The organism is Leisingera sp. M527 (genome assembly GCF_025141525.1).
GTDB lineage: Bacteria > Pseudomonadota > Alphaproteobacteria > Rhodobacterales > Rhodobacteraceae > Leisingera.
Genome location: NZ_CP081038.1, coordinates 80,022 through 105,320, shown reverse-complemented (window position 1 = coordinate 105,320; position 25,299 = coordinate 80,022). Strand labels below are relative to the sequence as shown.

Below are 25,299 nucleotides of genomic sequence, written 5' to 3'. Positions count from 1 at the left end.
TCCGCGGCGATATACATGTGCAACCCACCTGCCGCGAGCAAAAATTACCGGTCGGCCAGCGCCTCAACACTGTCTTCGACTAAACGAGCATACCAATTGTAGTAGGTACGTGACCGTCCGGTCAGGGCGCTCTGGCGCAATGGTGAGGAACGTTGCTACGCTGCGATGGCAGTGTTTCCCACCCATTAGGTAGGGTTCTCCGGGCGGACATCATTATTGCGCCGCGGCTTGAGTTCGTTTTGCGGCGTCCTGAAAATCTGCTTAGCGCCGTACGTGGCGTACTACACATGCGTGGAAATGCTGGGGGGCCAATGACTTCAATGGTGAAGGTTTTCTGATGCGGGCCGCGGTGTGAGGGTGCGGCTTGGCGCGACATCGGCCCGCGTTGGAAAACCTCCCAAGGTGGAAGCCGCGGGACTCTTGGGGCTGTCTATGGGGAAAGAGCGCAGACGGCGGGGTCTGCGGTTGGAGCCAGCGGCCAAGCCGGAGGCATTCCGATGCCGGTTGGGATGCTCTTAACGGGGGCCTCCGGACAATTGCTGCGACGAAAGCGGCGTTTCGGCGTGGTTCTGAGCTTGCAGGAGAGTACAGGCGTAAATGGAGACAGCCGGGCGGCTGCGGATGCCCGGTGTTCACAATACCGGAATGACGGGCGTTTCGTCATGCCGCCTCCTTCCGCGGTGGCGCGCGCGACCGGGGTTTTTGCCCGCGCCGGAAGATCTCGATGATATGCATTGTTCCGCCACAGCACGGGCATGGCTCACGCAGGGTGAGCGGGAGAACCTCGGCGGCTTCTGGCGGTTCTTGAGCCGGGCACCTTGTCCCGAGCAGGGCACGGCACCGGGCGATGTTGGCCTTGCGCTGCGCTGAGGCGAGCAAGCCGTAGTGCCGGATGCGGTGGAAACCAGCGGGCAGGACGTGGATCAGGAAGCGGCGGATGAACTCGGGCGTGGCCAAACGCATGACTTTCTGCCTGTCGCCGCGCTTGATCCTGTAGTCCTTCCAACGGAATGCCACGGTGCCTGCGTCGGCGCTGACGAGGCGTGCGTTCGAGATGGCCACCCGGTGGGTGTACCGGCTGAGATAGGCGAGAACGGCTTCCGGGCCTCCGAAGGGCGGTTTGGCATAGACCACCCATTCGGACTTGCGCAAAGGAGCCAGCCACTCTGCGAAGGCATCGGCCTGCGCCAGCGGTTCCAGGTCGCCGAAGAAGGCCAGCTCCCCGGCGCGGTGAAGCGCCATCAGCCCCTCCAGAAACAGCCGCCGGAACAAGCGCGACAGGACCCGCACATGCAGGAAGAACCCGGGCTTGCAGGCAATCCATCTCGCGCCGTCCAGAGACAGGCCGCCACCGGGAACGATCATATGGATGTGGGGGTGATGGGTCAGCGCCGATCCCCAGGTATGCAGCACGCTGGTCATGCCCACCCGAGCACCAAGGCGCTTGGAGTCCGCTGCGATGGTCATGACCGTTTGTGCCGACGCCCGGAACAGCAGACCGTAGACCGCCCGCTTGTTCCAGGAGGCGATCCGGGCGATCTCTGCGGGCAGGGTGAAGACCACGTGGAAATACTCCACGGGCAGCAGGTCCTCGGCGCGGGCTTCCATCCAGTCGCGCGCCGCTGGCCCTTGGCACTTCGGGCAGTGCCGGTTCTTGCAGGAATTGTAGGCGATGTGGCGATGGCCGCATTTGGCGCACCCGGCCACATGCCCGCCGAGCGCTTCGGTCCGGCAGGCTTCGATTGCCGACATCACCTTGAGCTGGGTCAGGCTGACATGCCCTGCATTGGCCCGCCGCCACGCGGCACCATGGGCACGGAATATATCAGCAATCTCCAGCCCCGGGCGGGACACCCCAGTGCCCCGTCACTTCAGGCTTCGCTTGATTGTCTGATCCTGCAACTGCTCCAGCATCTCGTAGGGGCTGACCGTGTCACGGATCGTCTTGGTGGCGACATGGGTGTATTGGGCCGTCGTGCTCAGCTTGGCATGGCCGAGCAGCACCTGGATGACCCGGACATCGGTGTTGGCCTCCAGCAGATGCGTCGCAAAGCTGTGCCGCAGGGTATGCAGAGTGGCGGCCTTTTTGATGCCGGCCATGTTCTTCGCTGACGTGAAGGCGCGGTTCAGCTGCCGTGGCGACAGCGGGTTGATCTTCGGCTTGCCGGGGAACAGCCAGCCCTCCGGCCGCGCCTCGCGCCAGTAGTCGCGCAGCAAGCTCAGAAGCCCGGGTGACAGCATCACCTTCCGGTCCTTCCGCCCTTTGCCCTGTTCGACATGGATCAGCATCCGGTTGCTGTCGATATCGCCGATCTTGAGGTTACAGACCTCGGCGGCCCGCAGCCCCGCGCCGTAGGAAATGCTGAGCGCGGCACGGTATTTGAGCCCGGGCCCCGGCGCCGCCATCAGGATGTCCGATACCTCTTCAACGCTGAAGACTACAGGCAACCTCCTGGGCTGGGTGCGGAACTGCATGTAGCGCTTCATCTCCTCGCGCCCGCAGGTCATGCCGAAGAAGAATCTGAGCGCCACGATCCTGGCGTTGAAAGTCGCCGGCGTGACCCCTGTATCCGTCATGTGCAGTTGATAGGCGCGGAGTTCCTCCGGTGAGGCGGTATCCGGCGGGTGCCCGAGGAAAATGGCGAAATCCTTGACCGCCCGGATATGCGCTTTCTGCGCCTTGTCGCCCATCCCGCGGATGCGCATGTCCTCGATCATCCGCTCTCGAAGCGGGGTTGATCTCTCCTCTGTCATGGGAGCCTCCTGTCTGATGATTGAGAAGGGCTCAATCGTCAGGCAGAAATGCCGTTCCCCAAATGCACCACTGTCAGATCATCGCTGAACATCAGCCACCCGCGCCAATGCCGCGGAGCGGCTTCGTCCTAGGGCTCTTTTGACACCTTCGCCGCACGTTGGACGAACGGCAGGTTCTCGACTCATGGGTTGAAAACTGGAGAGTTTACGAGTCTCAGAAATTCAAAGACCTAAGTGGCTGATTTTGTTGAAACCGCAGTCTCACCATTAGGGTGATCCGACAAGCAGTACTGTCACTCTCCTTGCCGCCCGCTTTTGCAACTACAATCCGCAGGTGATACGCGGCCGTCTGCCCGGGTAGGAACGAATCGCAACTTTGAATAGCATTGCCAGGGTTTGGAGCGATCTTCCGGGGGGGCCTCAGGTGCCGGGTTTTGACGCGATGACATCCGGCCAGGGGCCGGGCCTGCCTGGAGAGGCCGCAGTTTGCTGCGGGCCGGAGAACGTGCTGGTTGTGGTCCCTGCCCTGAACGAAGCGGCAGCAATCGAGGCCTGCATCGCGTCCTTGCGCGCCGGGGACGGGTTCATGGAGCACGTGCGGATCGTCATTGCCGATGGCGGCAGCAGTGATGGCACCCAGGATATTGTTGCCGGTCTGGCGGCGGCGGACCCGATGCTGCAGCTTGTTCACAATCCGGACCGGCTGCAATCGGCGGGCGTCAACCGCGCAGTGGACAGCGCGGCGCGCCCGGAACATACAATCCTGGTGCGCTGCGATGCCCATTCGGTCTATCCGCCGGGGTATGTCAGGCGGGTGGCCGAAGCCTTTGCGGCGCGCCCTGAGGCGGCCTCGGTTGCCACCGTGATGGATGCCGCAGGCCACAGCGGGTTTGAGCGCGCCTGCGCCTGGGTGGTGGACACGCCGCTTGGCTCGGGCGGATCGCAGCACCGCGGCGGCGGGCGGTCGCAATGGGTGGATCATGGCCATCATGCCGGGTTCCGGCTGGACTGGTTCCGCCGCATCGGCGGCTATAACCCGCGCTTCAGCCATAACGAGGATGCCGAATACGACCGCCGCCTGGTGCTGGCCGGGGGGCGGATCTGGCTGGATGCGGAAAACCGGCTGGTCTACAGGATGCGGCCATCGCTGGCGGCCTTGATGCGGCAGTACTGGAATTACGGATGCGGCCGCGCGCGCACGGTGCTGGAGCACCGGATGCGGCCGCGCCTGCGCCAGCTTGTGCCGGTGCTGAATGTGCTGGGGCTGCTGGGCAGCCTGGCACTTGGCGCAGTGTGGCCGCCCGCGCTGATCTGGCCCGCGGCTTATGCTGCGGCGCTGCTGGCGGTGTCGCTGACGGGGGCGCTGTGCCTGCGCGGCCCGTCCGGCCTGTGGGCCGGGGCGGCGTTGGGGGTCATGCACAATGCCTGGGGGCTGGGTTTCCTGCGCATATGGGCGGCTGCCTGGGTGCCCGCTTGGCTGTCCGGGGTCATGGCGCGGGGGATGCAGCGGGCGCAGCGGATGCTGTCTCGTTCGCCGAGGCCCTGAGCCGGGCGATATCGGCCCTGAGCGGGCGCCAGGACAGCAGCGCTGCCAGGACCGGCGCGGCAGCGGCGGCTGCCAGCACGGCCAGCGCTTCCCAGGCCAGCCCGGGGATCTGCGGCGCGCCCCAGATCCGGAACCCCAGCCCGGCGCCGATGCCGGCCGCCGCCGGCAGGATCAGCTGGCGCGCGCAGGCTAAACGGTCCAGCGGCACGCAGCGCCCGAGATAGGCCCAATAGCGCGGCAGATAGGCGATGGCGAACAGGCTGCGGACCAGGATGGCCGCCTCCAGTCCGAACGGCAGTGCCGCCAGGAACAGCAGCAGCCCGATGGCGAACCGCTCAGCCGCCATGCGCAGCCGCAGATCGGTCCGGTCGGCCACCATGAAGACGCGCGCGCCGCTGGAGGCCACCGCGTCGATCAGGAGGCCGGGCACTGCCAGCGCAAAGACAACGGCCACCGGGCGCCAGGGTTCGGACAGGATCCAGACAAAGGCGGCCTCGCCGGCCAGGGCGATCACCAGGAAAGAGGGAAACAGCAGCGTCGCCAGCAGCCGGGTTGAGGCAAGATACAGTGCTGCGACCTCTGCCGCACCCTTGCCGTCCCGCCACTGCCGCGACATCGACACAAGCGTCACCTGCGACACCGGCCCGGCCAGCGCGGTCCGGGCCAGCCGGGCGGCGCGTTCGGACATTGCCCAGAGCGACACCGCAAGGGTGCCGAAGACCGGCCCGAAGGCCAGCACCGGCGTCTGGTTCTGCAGTGTCATGACGCCGGAAAACAGCAGCGTGTTCTTGCCGAAGTGCAGATGCGGCCGCAGCAAGGGCCAGTCAAAGGCGAAGCGGGGCTGAAACGCGGACAGCCAGGCAAATCCGGCCGCCCGCAACAAGGCTGTGACCACCTGCTGCGCCACCAGCGCCCATACCCCTGCGCCGGCCAGCGCCAGCGCCACTGCCGTCAGCACCCCGGCGATCCCCGCCGCCACGGTCACGCTTGAGATCTGATCAAAGCGGTAGGCGCGCTCCAGCGCAGCCTGATGCGCCGACGTCAGCGATAGCAGGAAGGGCACTGAGGCCAGCACCAGCACAATTGCCGCCAGACCGGGTTCACCCATCACCCCGGCAAACACCGGCGCCGCGGCAGCGGTCATCCCGGCCAGCGCTGCGCCGACCAGAAACAGAAACCAGAACACGCTGCTCCACTCCACCGGATCAAAATGCTGTCTGCGCACCAGCGACCGGCCAAGGCCGGCGTCGCTGACGGTATTGGCAAACAGCGGGATCACCATGCCAAGCGCCATCAGGGCAAAGTCGCGGACGTCCAGCAGCCGGGTCAGCACCGGCAGGCTGAACAGCTGCAGCAGGGCCAGAACGGCGCGGGCGCCGATCAGCGCGCGGATGCTGGCAAAAAACTGCGCCGGTGCAGCGCCGCTGCTGCCGCCCTCAGCCCGGCCGGGCCCGCGCGCCTGAAACGGCAAGTGCACGCGCAGCCTCAGCATGTTTGTTCGTCCGCGGCAGCCGCAGCCGCACGGGTGTCCGGCTGCGGTTGAACGGCGACAGGCGGCGGCACCTTGGGCAGCAGCGTTTCGTCATAGACCCCGATGCCGAAATCCGTCAGCACCCGCGACATGCGGCTGATCTGGCGGTCGCTGAAGGCCTGCTGCCATTTGCCCACCTGCGCCTGCGGGTTGCCCAGCAGGCTGGCGTCGACGGTCATCCGGCTGGCCTTGTCAATCCGGGCCAGCGCAGCGGCAGGCACCGGGCTGCCCCAGGCGGCAAACAGGCGGGAAATCTCCTGTTCCGGATGCAAGGTCAGTGTCTCGTAATGCATCCGGACCGTGCGGGCGCGGGTCACCGGATCCTCCAGCGCGGGCTGCTGGATCCGGCACCACATTGCGACGATACGCTCTTCGTCTGTCTCCAGCGCGCGGATATAGCGGGCAGATTCTGCCAGTTCCCCGGCATAGCGGCCGCGGGCCAGGTCGGCCTCCATGCCATCGGTGCTGAAATTTCCCATACGGATTTGCGAGGCGGCGATGGCAAAGGGATGGCGCAGGAAATGGATCGGCGCGCGCCGGAAGGCGATCCGGCGCAGCATCCAGGGCAAAAAGCCGTTGGCCCGGCAGCATTTCACAATCAGCTGCCGGGCGCGCAGGAAGTCTGCAACCGGGCTGGCCCAGCCGGTCCAGCCGTTGATATGCCGCCCGGCCAGGATATCGCGCACCAGGGTCTCGGCCTCGGGCCAGTCCGCACCGGGCGGGATGATCTGGCGCCAGGCAAAGCCGAAGCCGCGCACCTTTGGCGCATGATCCAGGTGGAACGGCTCCCAGATGACCGCGCTGGGGGCGGCGGCGCACAGCACTTCGCTGAGCCAGGTTGAGCCGCTGCGCGGATCGCAAGACAGCAGCACCGCGTCCTCGGCACAGAAACCGCGCATCTTCAGGGCGGCGGCAATGACACGGGCGCGCAGAAGCTGTTTCACCGGCGGTCCTCCGCGGGCTGCGGCACTGGCACGGGTGCCGCAGGGCCGGTCAGATAGCCCAGGCGGCGCAGCAGTTGCGCCCGTGCTGCAAGGGTGCGGTCGCGGCTGCGGCGGGGGCGCGGGCCGGGGCCTTGCGGCTGCGGCCGGGCGCTGCCGTCCAGCACCGCTGCTGCCGCTTGCGGCACCGTGTGCAGCGCCTGCAGCAGGTTGCGGGTGCGCAGCATCTGCGGCGTCAGCGGCGGCGCCGCATTGGTCCGCTGCTGCAGCACAATGCGGCCGGTGTCGACGCCGGCATCGACAAAATGCACGGTGATCCCGCAGCTGTCCCAGCCTTGCTCCAGCACCTGCCAGAATTCGGCCTGGGTGCCGCGGTAGGCCGGCAGGAGCGAGGAATGCATGTTGAGCGTGCCGAGCCTCGGCAGGCCGAACACCTCCGGCTGCAGCACCGGGGCGCCGGTGACCGCGATCAGGTCCGGCTGCCGGGCAGCCAGCCAGGCCACGCTGGCGGCGGCATTGGGGTTTGCGGATCTATGCACCTTGATGCCCGGCGGCCAGGCCGCGGGCGGGGCGGCGGCGGTGTCAAAGGCCTGGGCGGCCTCCTGTTCGAGGCGGGTTTCCAGGCGCCGGACCCGGCGTTCCAGGAATGAGGCGCGCAAGGCAAAGGCCAGCATCCGGCGCAGTTTTTGGCGCCGCGAGGCCGGGCGCTCAATGGCGAGAATGCCGCATAACTGCGCGCCGGAGCGTGCCTGCAGCGCCGCCGCCATGGCGCGGCCAAAAGGCACGTTGTGGCAGATCAGCAGGATCCGCGCTGGAGGCTGGGCCGGGGGGGGCGGGGGCTGCGTCTGTGGCTGCTGCTTTGGCCCGCTCATCCGGACAGCTCCCGCGGGTCTAGTTTGCGGAACAGCTCGTGCCGGGACTGAAAATGGCGCAGGAAGCTTTGCGGCAGCCCCGACCAATGCGGCTCGGGGCGGTACTGGCCCAGCTGCGAGCAATGTGCCGCCAGCGCATGGGCCTTCTGCGCCCGCAGATCTGTGATCCGGACCGCACGCATCTGCCAGCCGAGCGCCGCGCGCGTCATCAAAGCCACCCCGCGCAGGAAGCCGCCGGTATTGCTGCCCTGCCCGCGCCAGGAGCGGAAATCATAGCTCCAGACCGGGTATTCATAAAACGCGGCAGCCGGGCCGTCCCAGGCGGCCATCGCCCGGCGCGCGGCGCGGGCCAGCGCCTGGTGGTCGGGGTGGCCGTCGCTGAGGGCGCAGACATAGACCTCTTGCGGATGGGTCCGGGCCAGGGTGTCCAGGATCGCCGCACCCAGCTGCTGCTCCTGACCCTCAAGGCGGCTGTCCTGGAACTGCAGGAAGTGCAACGCCCCGGCCTCCACCCCCAGCCGGGCGCAGGCAGTGCGGGTCTCGGTCTCGCGCAGCGCCGCCAGCCGCTCCCTGGTGGTCTGCAGGGTCTGCTCATAGCGGTGCGAGGCGGAGCCGTCGGTTGCCATCAGCACGGTGACCGGGGTTCCGGCCCGCCGTTTAAGCGCGATCAGCCCGCCGCAGCCCAGGGTCTCGTCATCCGCATGCGGCGCCAGCACCAGGGCGGACCGGTGTGCGGTGTGCGCGGTCATATCGCGGGCCTTCAGGCGCAGGGCTGCGTGATAGCCGCGGCAGGCGGCCTGTTCGGCCTGCAGCCAGGCGCGCTGGCGCAAGGGCGGCGGCGCGGCGGGACGGGTCACGGACGGGGCCAGCTCTGTCATCAGGCTGCCCCCGGGCCGCGGCGGCGCGCCGCAAGATGCGAGGGGAAATACTCGCCGCGCCGGATCATCCCAAGGGTCTTGCGCAGCACTTCCAGGGGCGGGGCATAACGCGGACCCGGTGCGGCGGCGGGGCCGGCGCTGTGCAGGGCGGCCAGCCGCTCCGGCACCGAGGCCAGGCTGTGGCGCTGTGCGATGGCAGCCCGCGCCCGGGCGGCAACTGCGCGGGCCGCTGCCGGATCGCGGCGCAGTTTTTCGATCATCCCGGCGGTGCCCTCGGGCGGGCAATACAGTGCCAGATCGCCGAACGTGGGCGCCAGCCGCGGGTCCAGCACGCAGACGGCGCCCATCAGCATCGCCTCGGCCACCGTGCGCCCGAAGCTTTCGCTGGAGGCGGGGTGGAAATGGTAGACAAAGACATCGAGCCCATCAAGGAAGCCGGGGACCGGCTGTGCGTCGAAATCAAGGACCGTCCAGTCCGACAGATCCGCCCCCATCTGTTCCAGATCCGCGCGCGGGCATCCCATCACCCGGATCTCTGTGTCCGGCAGGCGGGGCAGGCTGGCGGCAATACCGGCTGCGGTATCCGGCCATTTCAGCGGATCAGCCCGGCCGTGGCGGCCGATCACCAGCCTGCGGCTGGAAAAAGCCTGCCGTGCGGGCGTCCAGGCCGCAGGGTCAAAGACATTGGGCCAATCCAGAGCGCCGAGGCGGATGAACGGGGTGAACGAGCGCAATTGCTGGCGGCACAGCCCCGACACCGGCAGCCAGAGCGGCCGCGCCCCGGTGGCGCGCGCCACCCGGTGCGCGGTGGCAATGGGATCATACTGCAGCGATCCGTCGCCCCGGAACGGCAGGTGGTGGGCGACCAGAAACGTCTTTTCCGCCCGCAGCCGCAGCGGTGTGCGGATACCGTAGAAAAAGGTCATCGGATGATGCAGAAACACGCTGCGGGCGGTGATTGGGCGGTCCGCAGACGGCTCCAGCCGTTCGATCCGCGGGTCCTGGCACAGCGCTGCAATTGCCGGGCTGCGCCGCTCCGGGGCGCCGTCGAGATAGGGGCTGCGCACCTCGGCCAGGCCAACGCGCAGCCCGGCATTGAGAAATGCCGCAATATCGCTGGCCATGGCGGCGGCGGTGCCGCCGCAGAACCGCGGGTCGATCACGCAGGCAGCATCCAGCATCAGCGGTTTCCCTCCGCGGCGCGGGCTTCGATATGCGGCGGCGCCATGACCGCGTCAAAGGCAGCCCCAAGCAGCGCGGCGCCGGCAGAATTGAGGTGATCATCGTCGTAATACAGCGGCGTTCCGTCCTGGATCACCCGGCAGCGGTTCGCGCCGCACAGGGCGTCCTGGGGAAGGATGCGGGTGGCGCCATGCTGTGCCGTGATACGGTCGAGCGCTGCGATCACGGCAGTGTTGCGGCGGTCATATTCGCTGCGGGCCAGGCCGAACGCCTCTGGATCACGGCCGTGCAGCACCAGTTTGGCCAGGGTTTCTGGCACCTTATGGCCGATCTCGGGGATCGGATAGACAATCGCCACCTGCCGCCCGGCGCCGCGCAGCCGGGCCACCGTAGTGCTGAGCTTGGCGATAAGCCGTTCAAGCCGTTGATCCTCGGGCCAAGAGCCGGTTCCGGTATCGGCAAACAGCGTTGGGCCCCAGTCCCGCTCTGCCAGGCCATAATCCACAAGGTAGCCCTCTGCCGCCATGGCGTAGCGCGACACCAGGATCACGGTTTCGATGGTGTCTGTGCCGGTCAGATAGGCCAGCGCCCCGTTGCCGTATTCGGCGCAGCGCCCGGTCTGGCCGTCCAGCCGTTCGGTTTCCGGGACCGGCAGGCAGCCTGAGCGCGACAGATAGGCCAGCCGTCGCCCGCTGCGCTGCGCTGCGGCCTCGGCTTCGGGCAGAAGCGCTGCGGCATGGCTGTCGCCCCAGATCGCCACCGTGGCCGGGCCCGCGGTTTCGGGGCCGAACAGGCAGGGGGTGCCGGGCGGGCGCCAGACGCTGTCCCGTGCCGTGCATTCGCGCAGCCGCGGGTGGCGGTCAGCGGCAAACCCCGCCAGCCGCACGGCCTCTGGCGGCAGGCGGCTTGGAAAGCCGTTCCCGGCCAGCACTGCCGCCGAAACCGCCGCTGCGGCTGCAATGCCGCCCAAGGCGGTTGCAAGCACCCGCGCCGAAGACGGCGCGTGCCCTGCAGCCCGCTGCGCGGGCGGGCGGCGGAACGGGGTCTCGACGTATTTCCAGCTGGCCCAGGCCAGGACGGTGGAGAGCGCCGCCACCAGGATGCAGCCCGCCGTATCGGGACGGTCAAGGGTGATTTGCTGATAGAACACGATCACCGGCCAGTGCCACAGGTACAGCGAGTAGGAGATCAGCCCTATCCACACCACCGGCCGCAGGGACAAGATGCGGTCGCAGACAGTTCCCGCCTGCCCGCCCGCGGCGATAATCATTGCCGCGCCGGCAACCGGCAACATGGCGGCCGCACCCGGAAACACTGTCGCCTCGTCGAAGCGGACAACCGCATAGGCAATCATCGCCAGCCCGCCGAGGCCCATTGCCTCGCGGGCCAGGCGCCCGAGGCGCAGGCCGGCGATCAGCAGTGCCGTAAGCGCGCCTGCGCCCAGCTCCCAGGCGCGCCAGGGCAACAGGTAATAAGCCATGTCCGGCCGCATCTGGGTGGTCAGCGCACTGAGGCCGAAGGACAGCAGGGTGAGTGCGGCGATCAGCCTGACCGGGCCGCGGCGCAAAGCGGCGAGCAGCATCATCAGCGGCGGAAAGATGATGTAGAACTGCTCTTCTATCGCCAGCGACCAGGTATGCAGCAATGGCTGGTCGTAGATTCCGGGGCTGAAATAGCCGGTCTCGGACCAGAACAGGATGTTCGACAGAAACACCGCCGCGGCCAGCGCGGCGCGGGCCGCGTCCTCGAATTCAGCCGGCATCAGCAGGACATACCCCGCCGCCAGCACCGCCGCAGTCACCGCAAACAGGGCCGGCAGGATACGCCGTGCGCGGCGCTCATAGAAGCGCAGGATCGAGAAGGTGCCCGCCGTGATCTCGCGGTGGATGATGGAGGTGATCAGAAAGCCCGAGATCACAAAGAAGACATCCACCCCCACAAAGCCGCCGGGCAGGCCGCCGGCGCCGGCATGGAACAGCACAACCGGCACAACCGCAACCGCGCGCAACCCGTCGATATCGCGCCGGTAGCCGGTCACGGCAGGGCGTCCGTTTGCGCGGCTGCACCCATGCCCGTCATACAAAGAGATCCGATTGCAGCTGGTACTCCACATCTGTCGTGTTCCAGGCCAGCGTGCCATGGGCCTCGCCTGCACCGGTCTCCTCGAAGATGAAGTCGGGATCGTCGAAGCGGTAATAGCGCAGCAGCCCGGCAGAGGCGGGATCGACCACACCGCCGCGGCCGGCATCGATTTCGGCCTGGCTGCGGGCAATATCCCAGAAGCGCACCTCGTCGAGGGCGCCATCCAGCGATTCATTGGCATGAACGCCGCTGGCCAACCGTTCGACCATTACATCCGAATTGAACACGAAACTGTCCGCTGTATCCAGCACGCCATCGACATAGACATTGAGCGCCCCGCTTTCGCGCACCAGCGCGTAGTGGTGCCAGGATCCGTCAGCCGGCGCCTGGAAGGTTGACACCGCCTGGTCGCCGCCGTTCTCAAACGCATAGAGCCGCATGTTGCCGCCGTGGAAGTTCAGGTCGTTGGATCCGGTCCCTTGGAATATACCGGCCCCGAAGATCGCATCGTCCTTGTTGATCGGCCGCCCGGCATCGAAGCTCGCCATGAACTCGATGGTGAAATCGCCGGAGAGTGTGAAATCGGCGATATCAAGCCCGGTCAGGTTCGGCCCGGACACCAGGACACCGTTCTGTGCGGGCGGCGTCGGGGTGTCTGTGACCTCGATGGTCACGGTTGCGGCATTGGACCAGGCGCCTTCATTGTCCTGCACCCGGTAAGTGAAACTGTCGGTGCCCTCGAAATTGGGGTCCGCCGGCACATATTCCGCATGGCCGTAGTGCCCCGCAGGCAGGCCGCGCGCCAGCAGCTCGGCTTCGGTGTCCATGATCTCAATGGTGCCGTGGCTTGGACCCGAAAGGATCTCGACCATCTGCATGTTGAGGCTGCCGTCGGGATCGCTGTCATTGTCGAGGATATGAAGGTGGCTGGCCACCGGATCAAAGCCCACCGGCAGCACCACGCTGTCGTCCACCGCCAGTGGCGGGGTGTTGCCCACATCGATGGAGGTGCCGCTGAACAGGGTTGCGGCGCCCAGCTCGTCGGTGACGGTCAGGGTGACATCATAGAGGCCATCCGCGTTGTAGGTGTGGCTGGGCGCGGCGCCGGTTCCGGTATTGCCGTCGCCGAAGTCCCAGGCATAGCTCAGCGTGTGCCCCTCGGCGTCGGTCACGTCAGAGGCGAAGGTGACCAGATGCGGTGCCGCGGCGGCCATGTCCTCGCCGGGGTCCAGCAGAATGCCCGGCCCCTGCGGCGCGGTATTGGGCGTGCCGCCGGCCGAAATCGACAGGCTGATCGACGCCATGTCGGAGTTGGTGCCGTCATCAATTGTATAGGCGATGGCGGTGATGATGCTGCTGCCTGCAGTAAGCCCGGTAAAGACACCGTCGCGGTCGCGAAACTCGATGGTGCCGTCCTGCGCCACCCGGAACTGGCCGCCGTTGTCGCCCCAGATCTTGATACGCCCGGTCGAATCCTGGTTGGCGGTGGTTGTCTGCTGGCCGTTTGATTTGTAGCCGTCCAGCTGCACCAGATCGAACGGCGCGCCGCCTTGGCTGATGTCATTGCTAAAGGCGTTGGCGCCCAGAGTGATCCAGCTGCCGCCGGCCAGATCGTCCAGAGCCGTTGCCGGGGCATCATCAACCGCATCAAGCGGCGGCGTCGGGGTGTCTGTGACCTCGATGGTCACGGTTGCGGCATTGGACCAGGCGCCTTCATTGTCCTGCACCCGGTAAGTGAAACTGTCGGTGCCCTCGAAATTGGGGTCCGCCGGCACATATTCCGCATGGCCGTAGTGCCCCGCAGGCAGGCCGCGCGCCAGCAGCTCGGCTTCGGTGTCCATGATCTCAATGGTGCCGTGGCTTGGACCCGAAAGGATCTCGACCATCTGCATGTTGAGGCTGCCGTCGGGATCGCTGTCATTGTCGAGGATATGAAGGTGGCTGGCCACCGGATCAAAGCCCACCGGCAGCACCACGCTGTCGTCCACCGCCAGTGGCGGGGTGTTGCCCACATCGATGGAGGTGCCGCTGAACAGGGTTGCGGCGCCCAGCTCGTCGGTGACGGTCAGGGTGACATCATAGAGGCCATCCGCGTTGTAGGTGTGGCTGGGCGCGGCGCCGGTTCCGGTATTGCCGTCGCCGAAGTCCCAGGCATAGCTCAGCGTGTGCCCCTCGGCGTCGGTCACGTCAGAGGCGAAGGTGACCAGATGCGGTGCCGCGGCGGCCATGTCCTCGCCGGGGTCCAGCAGAATGCCCGGCCCCTGCGGCGCGGTATTGGGCGTGCCGCCCACGCTGATGTTCAGCGAGATCGGTGCGGTGTCCAGATCGTCGCCATCGCTGATCGAATAGCCGATCGAGGTGATGATGCTGCTGCCTGCGGCAAGGTCCGCGAAAACGCCGTCGCGGTCGCGGAATTCAATGGTGCCGTCCTGCGATACCCGGAACTGGCCGCCATTGTCGCCCCAGACCTTGAGCCGTCCGGATCCGTCGAAATTGCTGGTGGTCTTGGGCTGTCCATTTGTCTTGTACCCGTCAAGGCTGACCACATCGAAGGGGTTGCCGCTGGGGTTGGTGTCATTGGCCAGCGCATTGACCGGCAGGGTGATCCAGCCGCCGCCGACCAGATCTGCAGTATCGGCGGCCAGATTGTCCTCCACCGCGTCGACCGGGCCGATCGGCGCGCCCTGGCTATAGACCGGCCGCAGAACGGTATCGGTCTCGGGCACGATGAACTCGCGGGTCGCCGTGGTGATGCTGGGATCATCCTCCCAATGGGAGAAATCCCATTGGAAACCGGCATCCTGATAGCTTTGCTGCACGCCGATGGTATGGCGGAAACCGACGATGTTGTCATAGACGAGATCACCCTGGAAGGCGACGCTGTCGATGGTGAAGGTGAAACCGGCAATATCCGGATTGTCGAAAGTGGTGATCGATTCCTCGGGGCGGATCTGCACCGATTCCGTGGTGCTGAGTCCGTCGCTGTCGATCGCCGTCAGGAAAATCTCAAAGCCGACGTCGCCGAAATAGTCGTGGCCGGTATCGGGAATGTCAAAACTGATGCCGCCCGGCACGTTTTCGATCCCGGCAAACTCGGGGTGCGAATGCTCGTTGTGGTTCAGCACCATGGACCAGTAGACATCCGGCCCCGACAAAGCCCCGTCCTGGGTATCAAAGGCGCTGCCGGTCAGGGTGATGGTGTCGCCGGCCCGGAAGCTGGTGGCCGCGTCCGGGGTGTCGATGGTGACTGTTGGCGCTTCGCCCACGGTGATGGTCTGGGCGTTGTAGACGGTCTGGGCACCGTGTTCGTCCGTGACCACCAGCTCGACGACATAGCTGCCCTCGGAAGTGTAGGTATAGGTCGGTGCGCGTTCGGTCGAGGTGGCAGTGTCGCCGACCCCGTCGCCATCAAGATCGATGCCGTCGCCGAACGACCAGGTGTACGTCAGCGCGTCGCCGTCCGGGTCAAAGGCATCGGTGTCAAACGTCACCGTATGCGGCGCGGTCAGATTGCTCTCTTCGCCGGGGTCCAGCAGGATGCCGGTGCCCCCCGGCGCCTGATTATCGGCGGAAAACTCGATCCGGTTCACCGCGCCTTCAAAGGTGAACAGCGTGCCGGTCGAGAAGGTTGTGATGTAATAAAGCGCGCCATCCGGCCCTTCGGCGAAGGTCAGCACCTGGCCGGTGGCATTCTTGAAGTGATTGTCTGACACAACCACCGGCTCGCCGCTGGAATAGTCGACTTCAAGATAGCGGATCCAGTTGCGCACCCAGTCGCCGTAGAAATAGGCGCCCTGGTATTCATCCGGCAGCAGCGACCCGCGGTAGACGATCCCGCCTGAGACCGACGCGCCGGCATCGCCGAACTGCGGCAGCTGATCCTGGCCCGGACCGGAGGCATGAAAGTAGGAAAAGATCGGGCTGCCTGGGTCGTCCGGGTCGGGCAGGTAACCTTCAAAATCCGGCCAGCCGTGGTCGGCGCCGGGCGCGGCGATGTGGATATCCTCCGAGGCGCCGCGGAAATTGCCGCCGACCTCGCCGATCCAGAGCGTGTTGCTGGGCTGGTCGTATTCCGCCCGGAACGGGTTGCGCAGGCCGTGGCTGTAGATCGTGGTGATCACCCCTTCGGGATCAATCGCCAGGTTTTCCGCACTCGTCGAGATGGCTGACTGTGTGTTCACCGACGGCGTGTAGCTGGCGGCCGCGGCCGCATCGTAATAGGGGTTGTCCGTGGGCACCGACCCGTCGGTCAGGTTGATCCGGTGCACCTTGCCATCGTCATGGGTCAGATCCTGGGCGTTCTCGGCATGAAATTCCTCGCCGATGGTAATGTATATCTTGTAGGGGCTGGGATCGCCGGGCCCTGTCGGTTCATAGGCGATCGCCAGGCCGCCGCCCTGGTGGTCCTCGCCGGAATAGGTGTCATGCTCGCGCCACAGCACCTGTTCGCTGGCCGGGTCGGCACGGCTGGTCGCGCCGCCGCTGTTTTCCTGATGGGTGAAGCGTGACACGGTTGTGCGCTGTTCCTGCTCGTTGGAATAGAACAGGTAGATATTGCCGTTGATTTCGAACTCCGGATCGACCTTGATGTTCAGCAGGCCGGCTTCCCGGTCGTTCAGAACCTGCGACGAGAGATCCATATAGACCGCCGAGGCGCTGTTGGCGGTTGTCGGATCCTCGATGATGCGGACGATGCCATCTTTCTGAGCGACGAGCAGCCGCCCGTCCGGCAGGAAAGCCATGCCGGTCGGCAGCTGCAGGCCGGACACAACCTGGGTATCGATCAGGTTCCCCGCATCGCCGATGTTCACATCAAAGACTGTATCGTCGTTGACAATCGCGGTGCCCGCCGGCGGGTGCAATGTGTGTCCGGTTTCCGCATTGCCGGTCGCATCCACAATGTGATCGGGATCGTCATCGAACCGGTAATAGCGTTCCAGCCCGGCAGGTCCGCCGCCGGTCATGTCGATGGTGCGGGCGGCAAACTCCTGGATTTCCTCAGAGCTGCGGGCAGTCGACCAGATGCGCAGCTCATCCATCCGCCCGTCCAACGCCCCGGCGACGCTGGAGGCAAATTCTTCAATCGTGAAGGTTGCAGTGTACTCATGGAAGGAAGTCGCGTCATTCACCCCGTTGAGGTAGAGCCGGACGAAGTCATTTTCGCGGACAAAGGCCACATGGTTCCATTCGCCTGCGTTCAACTTTTCGGCACCGGTCACGATATCGCCTTCGGCGGAGTCGAACAGCCGCGGCAGCCCCTGGTGGAAATTAATGTCCTGCCCGTTGGCGGCATTGCCCGAGGACACCGCGCCGTCCGCCTTGCTGACAAGCTCAAGCGGATCGAAGAAAATATTGAATTCAATCGTGAAATCCCCGGAAAGCGATATGTCTTGAATATCGATTCCCTGGGCGTTTGTTTCTAAAACATAAGACACTAGTTTACCCTCAACAGACACCAGACGCACAACGGCCGAAACAACCGGACAGGTCAAAGACCCTGCTTCTGCTGCGGAAATGGTAGAGGGCCGGTAATGGAAATCAAGGCCGGTGCCGTTTCCGCATTCCGGGAAATGCTACGGTTTACAAAGGCATCTGAGTGCCAAGTGATTTGAGACAGTTTTGTAAGGCCTGGATACGATATGACCGATTTTTCTGCTCCTGAACCGCCGCACGCCCGCCGCCCTGCAACCACAGGGCAACGCGGCCGGAGAGGCCGCCTGACCGATCTCCTGGCTGCCGCCGCGGTGGTGGCAGTGATGGCGCTGCTGTCCTGGATCCTGGCCGGGGCGCCGGGCACAAACGGCATCGATGATGCGGCGATCACCCGTTCCTATTCCGAGAATATCGCAAACGGGCATGGTTTTGTGTACAATATCGGCGGCGAGCGGGTGGAGGGGGCGACCTCCTTTCTATGGACCCTTGTTCTGGCCATTCCCTATCTGGCCGGCGGCAACCCCGAGACTGCGATCCTGCTGGTTGCGGCAGGGTTTACCGTTGCTGCGGTCTGGTTCAGCCTGCGCATCGCCCGCCGCGCGGCCGGCGGCCCTGGCAGCCCAGGCCGCCCGGGGGGCACAGCGGCGGCGGTGCTGTCGGCGCTGGCGTTGTGCGGATTGCCGTCGTTTTTCATCTGGTCGGTCTGGTCAATGATGGAGATCGCGCTGTGGACGGCGCTGATCCTGCTGCTGCTCGACCGGCTGTCGCAGCTGGCCGAAGGGGCCGCACCGCCGCCGCGCATGGATCTGCCGCTGCTGCTGGCGGCGGCGGCCTTGCCGCTGACCCGGCCCGAGGGCATCGCGGTTGCAGGTGGCCTGGGGCTGCTGGCGATTGTCCTGCGCCCGGCGGCCTGGCGGCCGGCGGGGCTTGCGGTTGTTGCGGCCATCACGGGGTTTGCGGTGCTGACGCTGGGGCGGATGGCCTATTTCGGGTTTCCCTTTCCCAATACCTATTACGCCAAAGTCTCTGCGGACCGGCTGCAGAATATCCTCGACGGGGCCAAGTATTTCATCAGTTTCCTGACCGGGCAGCCCTTTGCCGAGGTGCTGGTGCCGGCCTGGCTGCTGCTGGCCGCGGTCAGCATCATTGGCCTGCTGCGCCGCCCTGCCCCTGGCCAGCGCACCCGGGTCCTGGCGGCGGCGGCGGTGTTTGGCATTCTGTTTTCCTATGTGATGCTGGGCGGCGATCATTTTGCGCTTTGGCGGTTTTACCAGCCGGTGATGCCGATCCTGGCGCTGCCGCTGGTGCTGGGCGGGCTGGCTTTGTTGCGGGCTTTGCAACCGGTTCGGCGCGCCACGGCTGTCGGCCTGGGCCTGGCGGCGCTGCTGGCCTGGAGTGCGGTCAATGCCATTGCCTACCGGCAGGAGCGGTTCCGCATCGCCCGCGAATTCACCCTGTCGGCCCGCGGCGAGGTGTTTGGAACCTATATGAACGGCTTTTCCCCGCGGCCCAGCATGGGGGTTGTTGCCGCAGGCGGCATTGCGCTGACCTACGGCGGGGAGCTGCGCGACCTGATGGGGCTGAACTGGGTCGAAATGGCCCATGCCAATCCCATCAAGATCGGCTTTCGCAACCATGCGAGCTTTGACGCGGATACCTTCTGGAAGCATCCGCTGGACCTCCTGCCGCAATTCCACAAGCCTGGCTGCCAGCGGGAGAATTGGACCGAGGCGGCGCGTGCCTCCGACACCGGCGTGAAGCAGCTGTTTGTGCAGCCGCGGTTTCAGGCCGAATATACTCCGGTGGTGCTGGAGATGGGCGGCGGCCGTTGCACCAACGCCTTTGCTGCGAACCGCTGGCTGGCACAGGTGGACAGCGGCAGGATCATCCGGGCCGGCTGGGACGCTGTCACGTTAACCGGCGGCAAAAGGTAGACGTTTTCGTGGCCGGGTCCGGTTTTGCGCTCTAGTCTCTATAGCAGAACACCAAGGGGAACAGTACACAGTGCCATTGGTAACATTTCAAACCGCGCTTGAACGGCGCTATGATGCCTGCATCGTTGGCTCCGGGCCGGCCGGGCTTGCGGTTGCGCTGCCGCTGGCCGAGGCCGGGCAGACCGTTCTGGTGCTGGAGGCCGGCGGCCATGCGCCCCGCCCCGGGCCCGGGGCCGCGTTCGAATATCCCGGCACCCACATGGATCCCGCTGAGACACATTGCCAGGGGCTTGGCGGCACAACGTCCCTGTGGGGCGGGCGGATTCTTCCTCTTGTGCAGCACGATCTTGAAATGGCGGGCTGGCCGCTGCCGTTCAGCGATCTGGCGTCCTATTTCAGCGCCGCGACCGCTTTTCTTGGCGGTTATGCGCCGGCGGTCCCTTTCCTGCGGCCCGGCGCGGCGGGGGATTTCGATCTGAACGCGACAGAAGTACTGGCCGATTCCGGATCGCTCATGCGTTGGCATCAGGCCCGTATCGATGCCCCGGGCGGCCCTGATGTGGTGCTGCAGGCCAATGCGGTGGGTCTCGAGTTCGGGACGGGTGCCGATGGCCGCCCCCGCTGCGCCGGTGTCCGGGTCCGGCAGCAGGACGGGGCGCCGGCAGCCAGCATCCGGGCCGGGACAACGGTTCTGGCCCAGGGCGGGATCGAAACCGCCCGGCTGCTGCTGGCCGCGCAGGCGCGAGACCGGGCCGAGCTGGGCCACCTGGCGGCACTGGGGCAGTATTATGCCGGGCATTTGACCGGCAGTATTGCCAGTATTGTCTTTCCGTCCCGGGCCGATGTGCGTGCCTACGGCTGGCGGCGGCAGGGCGCACAGGGGCTCAGCCGGCGGGTGTTCCGCAGCACGCCCCAGGCCATGGCGGACGGGGTCAATATGTTCTTCTGGGCCCGCAACTGGCCCGCGGCCAATGCCGGGCACGGTTCAGGCATTCTCTCGGCAAAGCACCTGCTTGCGCGGCTGCGCGGGCGCAGGGTGCGCGATCCCTCGCTGCCGGGACCCAAACCCCCTGAACGGCTGGAACCAAGCCCGGTTCTGCCGCATCTGCGCAATCTGGCTGCAGACGCCGGGCCCAGCCTGCGTGCCCTGCCCGGAATGATCAGCGCCCGCTGCGACCGCAGGCGGGAGGTGGTCGATCATTTGATCCCGAATGGCGCAAACCGGTACAAGCTGAGTTATCACGCGGAACAGGAATCCCAGGCCGGAAACCGTATCGAGCTTGCCGGCCCTGTGCAGCCGGACACTTTGCCGGGGGTCCGTATCCACTTCAATTTCTCGCAGGCTGATGTGGACCGTGTCGTCCGCGGTCACGAGATGCTATCGGCGGCGTTTGCCGCCTCCGGCCTGGCCAGGCTGCAGCATGACATGACTCCCGAAGACCAGGTCCGGGCCATCCGCGCCAGTGCCAGGGATGGCTATCATCAGACGGGGATGGCACGGATGGGGCTGGACCCGCGCGACAGCGTTGTTGACGGAAATTGCCGGGTGCATGGCGTGCAGGGCCTGTACCTGGCAGGCTCGGCGGTCTTTCGCAGCAGCGGTGCACCGCAGCCAACGCATTCCATCGCGGCCTTCTCTATGCGGCTGGCACGCCATTTGGTATCGGTCCATGCCGGGCACCATGCCGCGGCTGGAAGCGGTTGCTCTGCACCGGCGGCCCAATGACCACAGGGGTGCAAGCCGCAATGAGCTCGGCCCCGGCCCGGCCTGTGGAACTGGCCCTGGCCGTGCTGTGGTTCCTGGTCACCTTCACCGTCTTTCAGAGAGATGAGTATATCCTTTATCCGCTGGCGCTCTACTTTTCCTACGCGGTCTGGCGCGATCGCCGGGCCACGGTGCCGATCCTGGCGGGCAGCTGGCCGCTGCTGCTGCTGCCCGCCTGGGCGATGCTGTCATCGCCGCTGGGCGTGGTGCCGGGAGAGGCGCTGCGCACCGGTGTCCAGATGGTGCTGTCCGGGCTGATCTGTGTGCTTTTTGCAGCCTGGATGAGTCCGCGCCGGATTGTTCTGACAGCCTTTTTCGCAACCGGTATCTGCGGCGTGCTGAGCGTTTTCTTCACCTCCTATCAGGATGGCGCGATGACCGGCGTCTTTCCGCATAAAAACATGCTGGGGGCAAAGATGCTGCTGCTGTGGGCGGCGGCGCTCTGCGTGGCTTTCGACCCCTGGTTCCGGCTGTGGCTGCGGTTTACCGCCCTGGTGCTGGCAGCGCTGGCCTTTGTGCTGATCCTGCGCAGCCATTCGGCCACGGCGCTGGTGCTGAGCCTTGCCATCATCACGATGATCGGCGGCTTCGGCTTTTTTGCCGGCGCCGGAGACCGCACGCCTGCCGACAGGATCGCCACCGGGCTGATCACTGCGGGGGTGCTGGCCATTGCCCTGCCGGTGCTGCTGAGCGGTCCCGACTCCCTTGCCGATCTGTTCTTCGACCGGCTGGGCAAAAGCCGCACACTCACCGGGCGCACCCAGCTTTGGGCCTATGCCGAGGATGTTATCCGGGAGCATCCGGTGACCGGATACGGCGGCGGCGGCTTCTGGCGGTATCAGGAGAACGACCTTGTCCGGCAGATTTTTGCGGCGTTCCACAAAAGCCCGAACCAGGTGTTTTCCTTCCACAACTCATTTTATGAAAACACCGTGCATTTCGGCCTGATCGGGCTGGTTCTCACCATCTGCATGCTGGCATGGGCCTTTGCCCGCCTGGCCCTGCAGCTGGTGCGGCGCGGCGGCATGCCGTTCATTTTCTTTCTGACGGTGGCGATGGTCGAACTGATCCGCGCCATGGTCGAAAGCGAGCTGATGCGGCCCTTTGTGCTGGCCCATATGCTGATCTGGATCGGCGCCTGCTACCTGGCCAAGCACCGGCTTGGCAGCAGGCATGGCACCGGGCAGGGCCCGGTGCAGAAACGGCCAGCCCCTTCGGGGCCGGCCGTTGCCTTTCATATCGCGGATCCGGCGGTTCAGAACAGATCGTAAACGCCGGTCTCTGCCGCAAACCAGCTGACGTCTTCACGCTTGTGCCAGGTCTCATTATCTGCGGATTTCTCTTCCTGGGCAAAGATCGAGATACCGTTGCTGTCAAAATCGCGCAGACGCAATGCAGCAGGGTCCTGGCCATTGGTTGACGTCATGGAGGCGAGGAATGCCAGCTCATCGAACGCGTCCGGATCGACATCCACCTGCGAGGCTTTGCGTTTCACGCCGGTCATGTTCCCGGCTTGCAAGCCTTCGCCTTCGCCCACTTCCATTGCCATCACATAGACGGTCTCCGGTGCAAAGGCACCGCCGCTGTTATCCTGCTGCCGCTGCAGCGAGATTTCGACGGAATCGTTGCCGGACACCTCGTTGCGGACGGTGATCGCTTCGGAGGCGTTATGGCTGCCGATCTGGGTGAAGACAGCGATTTCACCGTCAAAACCGGAGAAATCTACGGTGGCCTTGCCGTTTTTGTCCGTTTCCACCTGCACCGCAGTGACCTGGCGCCCGTCTTCCAGCTCGTAGGTGCCGCTCGACATGGCAACCCAGCTCACCGATTCCGTGCCATGCTTGCCGTTGAGATAATCCCATTCCTCAATCTGCATTTTGAACCCGTCGTCGGTTGCCGCCTTGACCCGGGCAAAGGCCGGCGCCCCGCCGTTCGATGTCAGCGGCCCCATGATCACCACCGGATTGTCGATGTCTTCGGCAAACTCGGTGCTGAACCAGTTTTTGCGGGATCCTTGATTGAAGGTTGCGGTGCCGACCTGCAGCACGGCTTCAGCATCGCCGCCTGTATCCGGATCCGGGTCCGGAGTCGGTTTCGGATCCGGGGTGCCGCCGCCGGTGTCCGTGCCGCCGGCTTCGGTATAGCCGTCGAAAATCTCAACCTTGCTGGACGGCAGTTTGAAATCGGTGATTTCATACTGTTTCAGGAAGTCGTCGGTATAGCCTTCCAGCTTGATGTCGATGCGGTAGGAGAAATGCTCGGCGGTGACGCGGTCAGTGATCCAGATCGCAACCGGCATGACCCAGCCGTCGCCATCGCGCATCGCACCATGCAGGGCGAGCAGATCTTCGGGGTCGGGCTGGCCGAGAAGGGTGTCGTTTGTATTGATCCCGTCCTGATCCGCTGTCGGAACCTTCGACCATATGTTCGACGCCAGCCGCAGTTCTCCGGCATTGTCGGTGATGGTGCCGGAAATCAGCAGGTCCTTGTCGCGCGGGCCCAGAGTGAGGTCGGCATCTGCATCCAGCTTCAGCACTGGTTTCGCCAGGGTTTCAAGCGACGACGCGTCCGCTGATACCAGCCGCTCGTCACCATAGTTGCTGCTGTCGATTTTCTTGCCGACGTTTTTGAACGTATTGCCGATGTAAACACCGTCATTGTTCACGCCGGTATCATAAATCGCCGTTTTGAAGCCGTCAAAATGAGAGTTGATGATCGACGTGCTTTCGTGCTTGGACGGCATGACGATGGCCTTGCCTGCACCGTCGTCGTCAGCAATGAACAGGCCATCGCGAATGACATATTCGCCGGTATAGCTGAAGACGTCGAAAACCTTGTCGACTTCCCAGGCTGTCATGCGGATCATGTCACTGCGCAGGTCGGTGGTGGTGGCCATGTCCTGACGGTGGCCGGTGTCGACCATCGTCTCCACCGCAATTGCAGTGTTGTCATGGAAACCGGTGATGGCTGGCTCTTCGTTGTTCAGGACGTCCTTGAACGGCATCGGGTCGAACTGCAGCGCATCCCGGTCGGGATTGTCGACGCTGGTTTCGGCAGCCCGGAACATCCATGCGGTATTGGCGTTTGCGGCAATGTTGTCATGCTGGACGATTTGCCGGGCCTGGTTTTCATAGGCCACGCCGCTGTGGCCGAAATCCGCTTTGTGCTCATCGCGGGCAATCGAAAAATCCTCGCCAGCGCCGGGAATGCCAGTGACAAAGTTGCCGATCCACTGGCCGGTCTCATCGCCGTCTTCCGACACGATGCCGGCGCCCGCGATGTCATGCACAAAATTGAAATCAACAGCCGCATGGCTGGAATGCTGCACAATGCCCCAGCCCGGGGAGCCATGCACCGCGTTGCCGTTCAGCACCGCCATCTGGCTGCCGGCCTCGGTGCCGGTCTCGTGCAGGTGCAGCGGGTAGCGCGCGGCGACATTGGTGCCGACATCCAGCGGCAGCGATTTGTCGGTGCGGCCCAGCTCGCTGAATTCGGCGTATTGGACCACGGCGTCGGGCGTGTGCATCATCATCACATGCCCGCGCACCCCTTCGGGGTTCTCGGAGGAGAACACAACGTTGCGGGTCTCGTTGCCGACAAAAATGTCCAGATCATAGCCCGGCGGGGTTGTATGATCGTAACTCAGCGCCTTGTCCAGGGTGATTTCAACGCCCGTCGAGGTCTCTTTGATCGCCACGATTTCCCGGCTTTCATCCTGGAACTTGCCCTGCTGGGTGCCCATCACGACAAGCGTGTCGCCGACCTGCCAGCCGTCGGTGTTGGCTTCAAAGTTCAGGGTCTTGGTGCCGGCCTTTGCGTTGCCGTCCAGCGCTGAATAGGAATATTTTGTGGCGCCATGGATTTCGACCTTGCCCTGGGCAATCAGGCCGTGGCTCAGCAAGTCAGGGTCGATTTGGGTGTCAATCGGCCCGTCGGCAAAAACGATCGAGGTGTTCACATCCGCCTCAACCGGCTTATCCGCGGTGCCGATGGTCAGATGCGAGTTCAGGCCGGTGACGAATGTCTCGACCCGGATATGGGTGTCCTGATCGGTGGCGAAATCAAGCCCGCCGTCGACGCGGACCCATTCCAGCCGGGCGTTGGATGTGGAGTTGTACTCGACAGACACGCCTTCCGGTACGTGGACTTTTGCGTCTGTTCCCGGGACCTTACCGTTTTTCCAGGTTGACGGGTCATTCCAATTGCCGGATTGTACTGCGACGTGGGTTGCGTCCGCGGGATTCGTAAACGGCATGGTCATATCATGATGGGACATCATGGTGTCGTGGGTCATTGCATTCATCGAACTGGATCTCCGGATTGCCAGATCAGGCGCGTGTTAGCGGTCTGGCAGATGATTATGTTTTGCGGATGCCGTGAG

Annotated in this window: 14 protein-coding genes; 4 read left to right on the top strand and 10 right to left on the bottom strand. The window is 65.0% G+C overall.

The features are described from left to right. Window positions 1–660: 660 nt before the first annotated feature. On the bottom strand, window positions 661–1,854 hold the full coding sequence (locus K3555_RS21575) for an IS91 family transposase (protein ID WP_260005205.1): 1,194 nt from the start codon (window positions 1,852–1,854) through the stop codon (window positions 661–663). 12 nt (window positions 1,855–1,866) lie between these two features. After that, window positions 1,867–2,754, bottom strand: coding sequence for a site-specific integrase (locus K3555_RS21570; RefSeq protein ID WP_260005203.1), 888 nt, complete (start codon window positions 2,752–2,754; stop codon window positions 1,867–1,869). Between the two features lie 424 nt (window positions 2,755–3,178). Between K3555_RS21570 and K3555_RS21565 the strand changes: the two genes are divergently transcribed. Continuing rightward, window positions 3,179–4,300 carry a glycosyltransferase family 2 protein gene (locus tag K3555_RS21565; protein WP_260008619.1) on the top strand — a complete coding sequence of 374 codons (1,122 nt, stop codon included), beginning with the start codon at window positions 3,179–3,181 and terminating at the stop codon, window positions 4,298–4,300. Here K3555_RS21565 and K3555_RS21560 read toward each other — a convergent pair. From K3555_RS21560 to K3555_RS21530, 7 genes are read right to left on the bottom strand one after another with little or no spacing between them, the layout of a single operon-like run. Further along, window positions 4,242–5,792, bottom strand: a complete 1,551-nt coding sequence (locus K3555_RS21560) for an oligosaccharide flippase family protein (protein WP_260008618.1) — start codon at window positions 5,790–5,792, stop codon at window positions 4,242–4,244. The genes K3555_RS21565 and K3555_RS21560 overlap by 59 nt on opposite strands. Further along, on the bottom strand, window positions 5,786–6,775 hold the full coding sequence (locus K3555_RS21555) for a sulfotransferase (RefSeq protein WP_260008617.1): 990 nt from the start codon (window positions 6,773–6,775) through the stop codon (window positions 5,786–5,788). Before K3555_RS21555 ends, K3555_RS21560 begins: the two co-directional genes overlap by 7 nt. After that, window positions 6,772–7,644 carry a formyltransferase family protein gene (locus K3555_RS21550; protein ID WP_260008615.1) on the bottom strand — a complete coding sequence of 291 codons (873 nt, stop codon included), beginning with the start codon at window positions 7,642–7,644 and terminating at the stop codon, window positions 6,772–6,774. Before K3555_RS21550 ends, K3555_RS21555 begins: the two co-directional genes overlap by 4 nt. Beyond that, window positions 7,641–8,522: a PIG-L deacetylase family protein gene (locus K3555_RS21545; protein ID WP_260008614.1), complete on the bottom strand. Its 882-nt coding sequence runs from the start codon at window positions 8,520–8,522 to the stop codon at window positions 7,641–7,643. Before K3555_RS21545 ends, K3555_RS21550 begins: the two co-directional genes overlap by 4 nt. Next, window positions 8,522–9,703, bottom strand: a complete 1,182-nt coding sequence (locus K3555_RS21540) for a glycosyltransferase (protein WP_260008613.1) — start codon at window positions 9,701–9,703, stop codon at window positions 8,522–8,524. The genes K3555_RS21545 and K3555_RS21540 overlap by 1 nt, the downstream gene beginning before the upstream one ends. Further along, window positions 9,703–11,742, bottom strand: a complete 2,040-nt coding sequence (locus tag K3555_RS21535; protein ID WP_260008611.1) for an acyltransferase family protein — start codon at window positions 11,740–11,742, stop codon at window positions 9,703–9,705. Before K3555_RS21535 ends, K3555_RS21540 begins: the two co-directional genes overlap by 1 nt. Window positions 11,743–11,779: 37 nt before the next feature. Next, on the bottom strand, window positions 11,780–17,221 hold the full coding sequence (locus tag K3555_RS21530; protein ID WP_260008609.1) for a PKD domain-containing protein: 5,442 nt from the start codon (window positions 17,219–17,221) through the stop codon (window positions 11,780–11,782). 204 nt (window positions 17,222–17,425) lie between these two features. On the opposite strand from K3555_RS21530, the gene K3555_RS21525 reads away from it, so the two are divergent. The 3 genes from K3555_RS21525 to K3555_RS21515 all read left to right on the top strand — a co-directional run bounded on the left by K3555_RS21525 (window position 17,426) and on the right by K3555_RS21515 (window position 22,189). Further along, entirely contained in the window at window positions 17,426–19,153 is a 1,728-nt protein-coding gene (locus tag K3555_RS21525; RefSeq protein ID WP_260008607.1) for a hypothetical protein, read from the top strand. Window positions 19,154–19,223: 70 nt separating this feature from the next. Continuing rightward, window positions 19,224–20,879 carry a GMC oxidoreductase gene (locus tag K3555_RS21520; protein ID WP_260008605.1) on the top strand — a complete coding sequence of 552 codons (1,656 nt, stop codon included), beginning with the start codon at window positions 19,224–19,226 and terminating at the stop codon, window positions 20,877–20,879. Window positions 20,880–20,899: 20 nt separating this feature from the next. Further along, complete coding sequence (locus tag K3555_RS21515) at window positions 20,900–22,189, top strand: O-antigen ligase (RefSeq protein ID WP_260008603.1); 1,290 nt, start codon at window positions 20,900–20,902, stop codon at window positions 22,187–22,189. Here the strand turns inward: K3555_RS21515 and K3555_RS21510 are convergent. Next, window positions 22,174–25,221, bottom strand: coding sequence for a G8 domain-containing protein (locus K3555_RS21510; protein ID WP_260008602.1), 3,048 nt, complete (start codon window positions 25,219–25,221; stop codon window positions 22,174–22,176). The genes K3555_RS21515 and K3555_RS21510 overlap by 16 nt on opposite strands. Window positions 25,222–25,299: the final 78 nt, after the last annotated feature.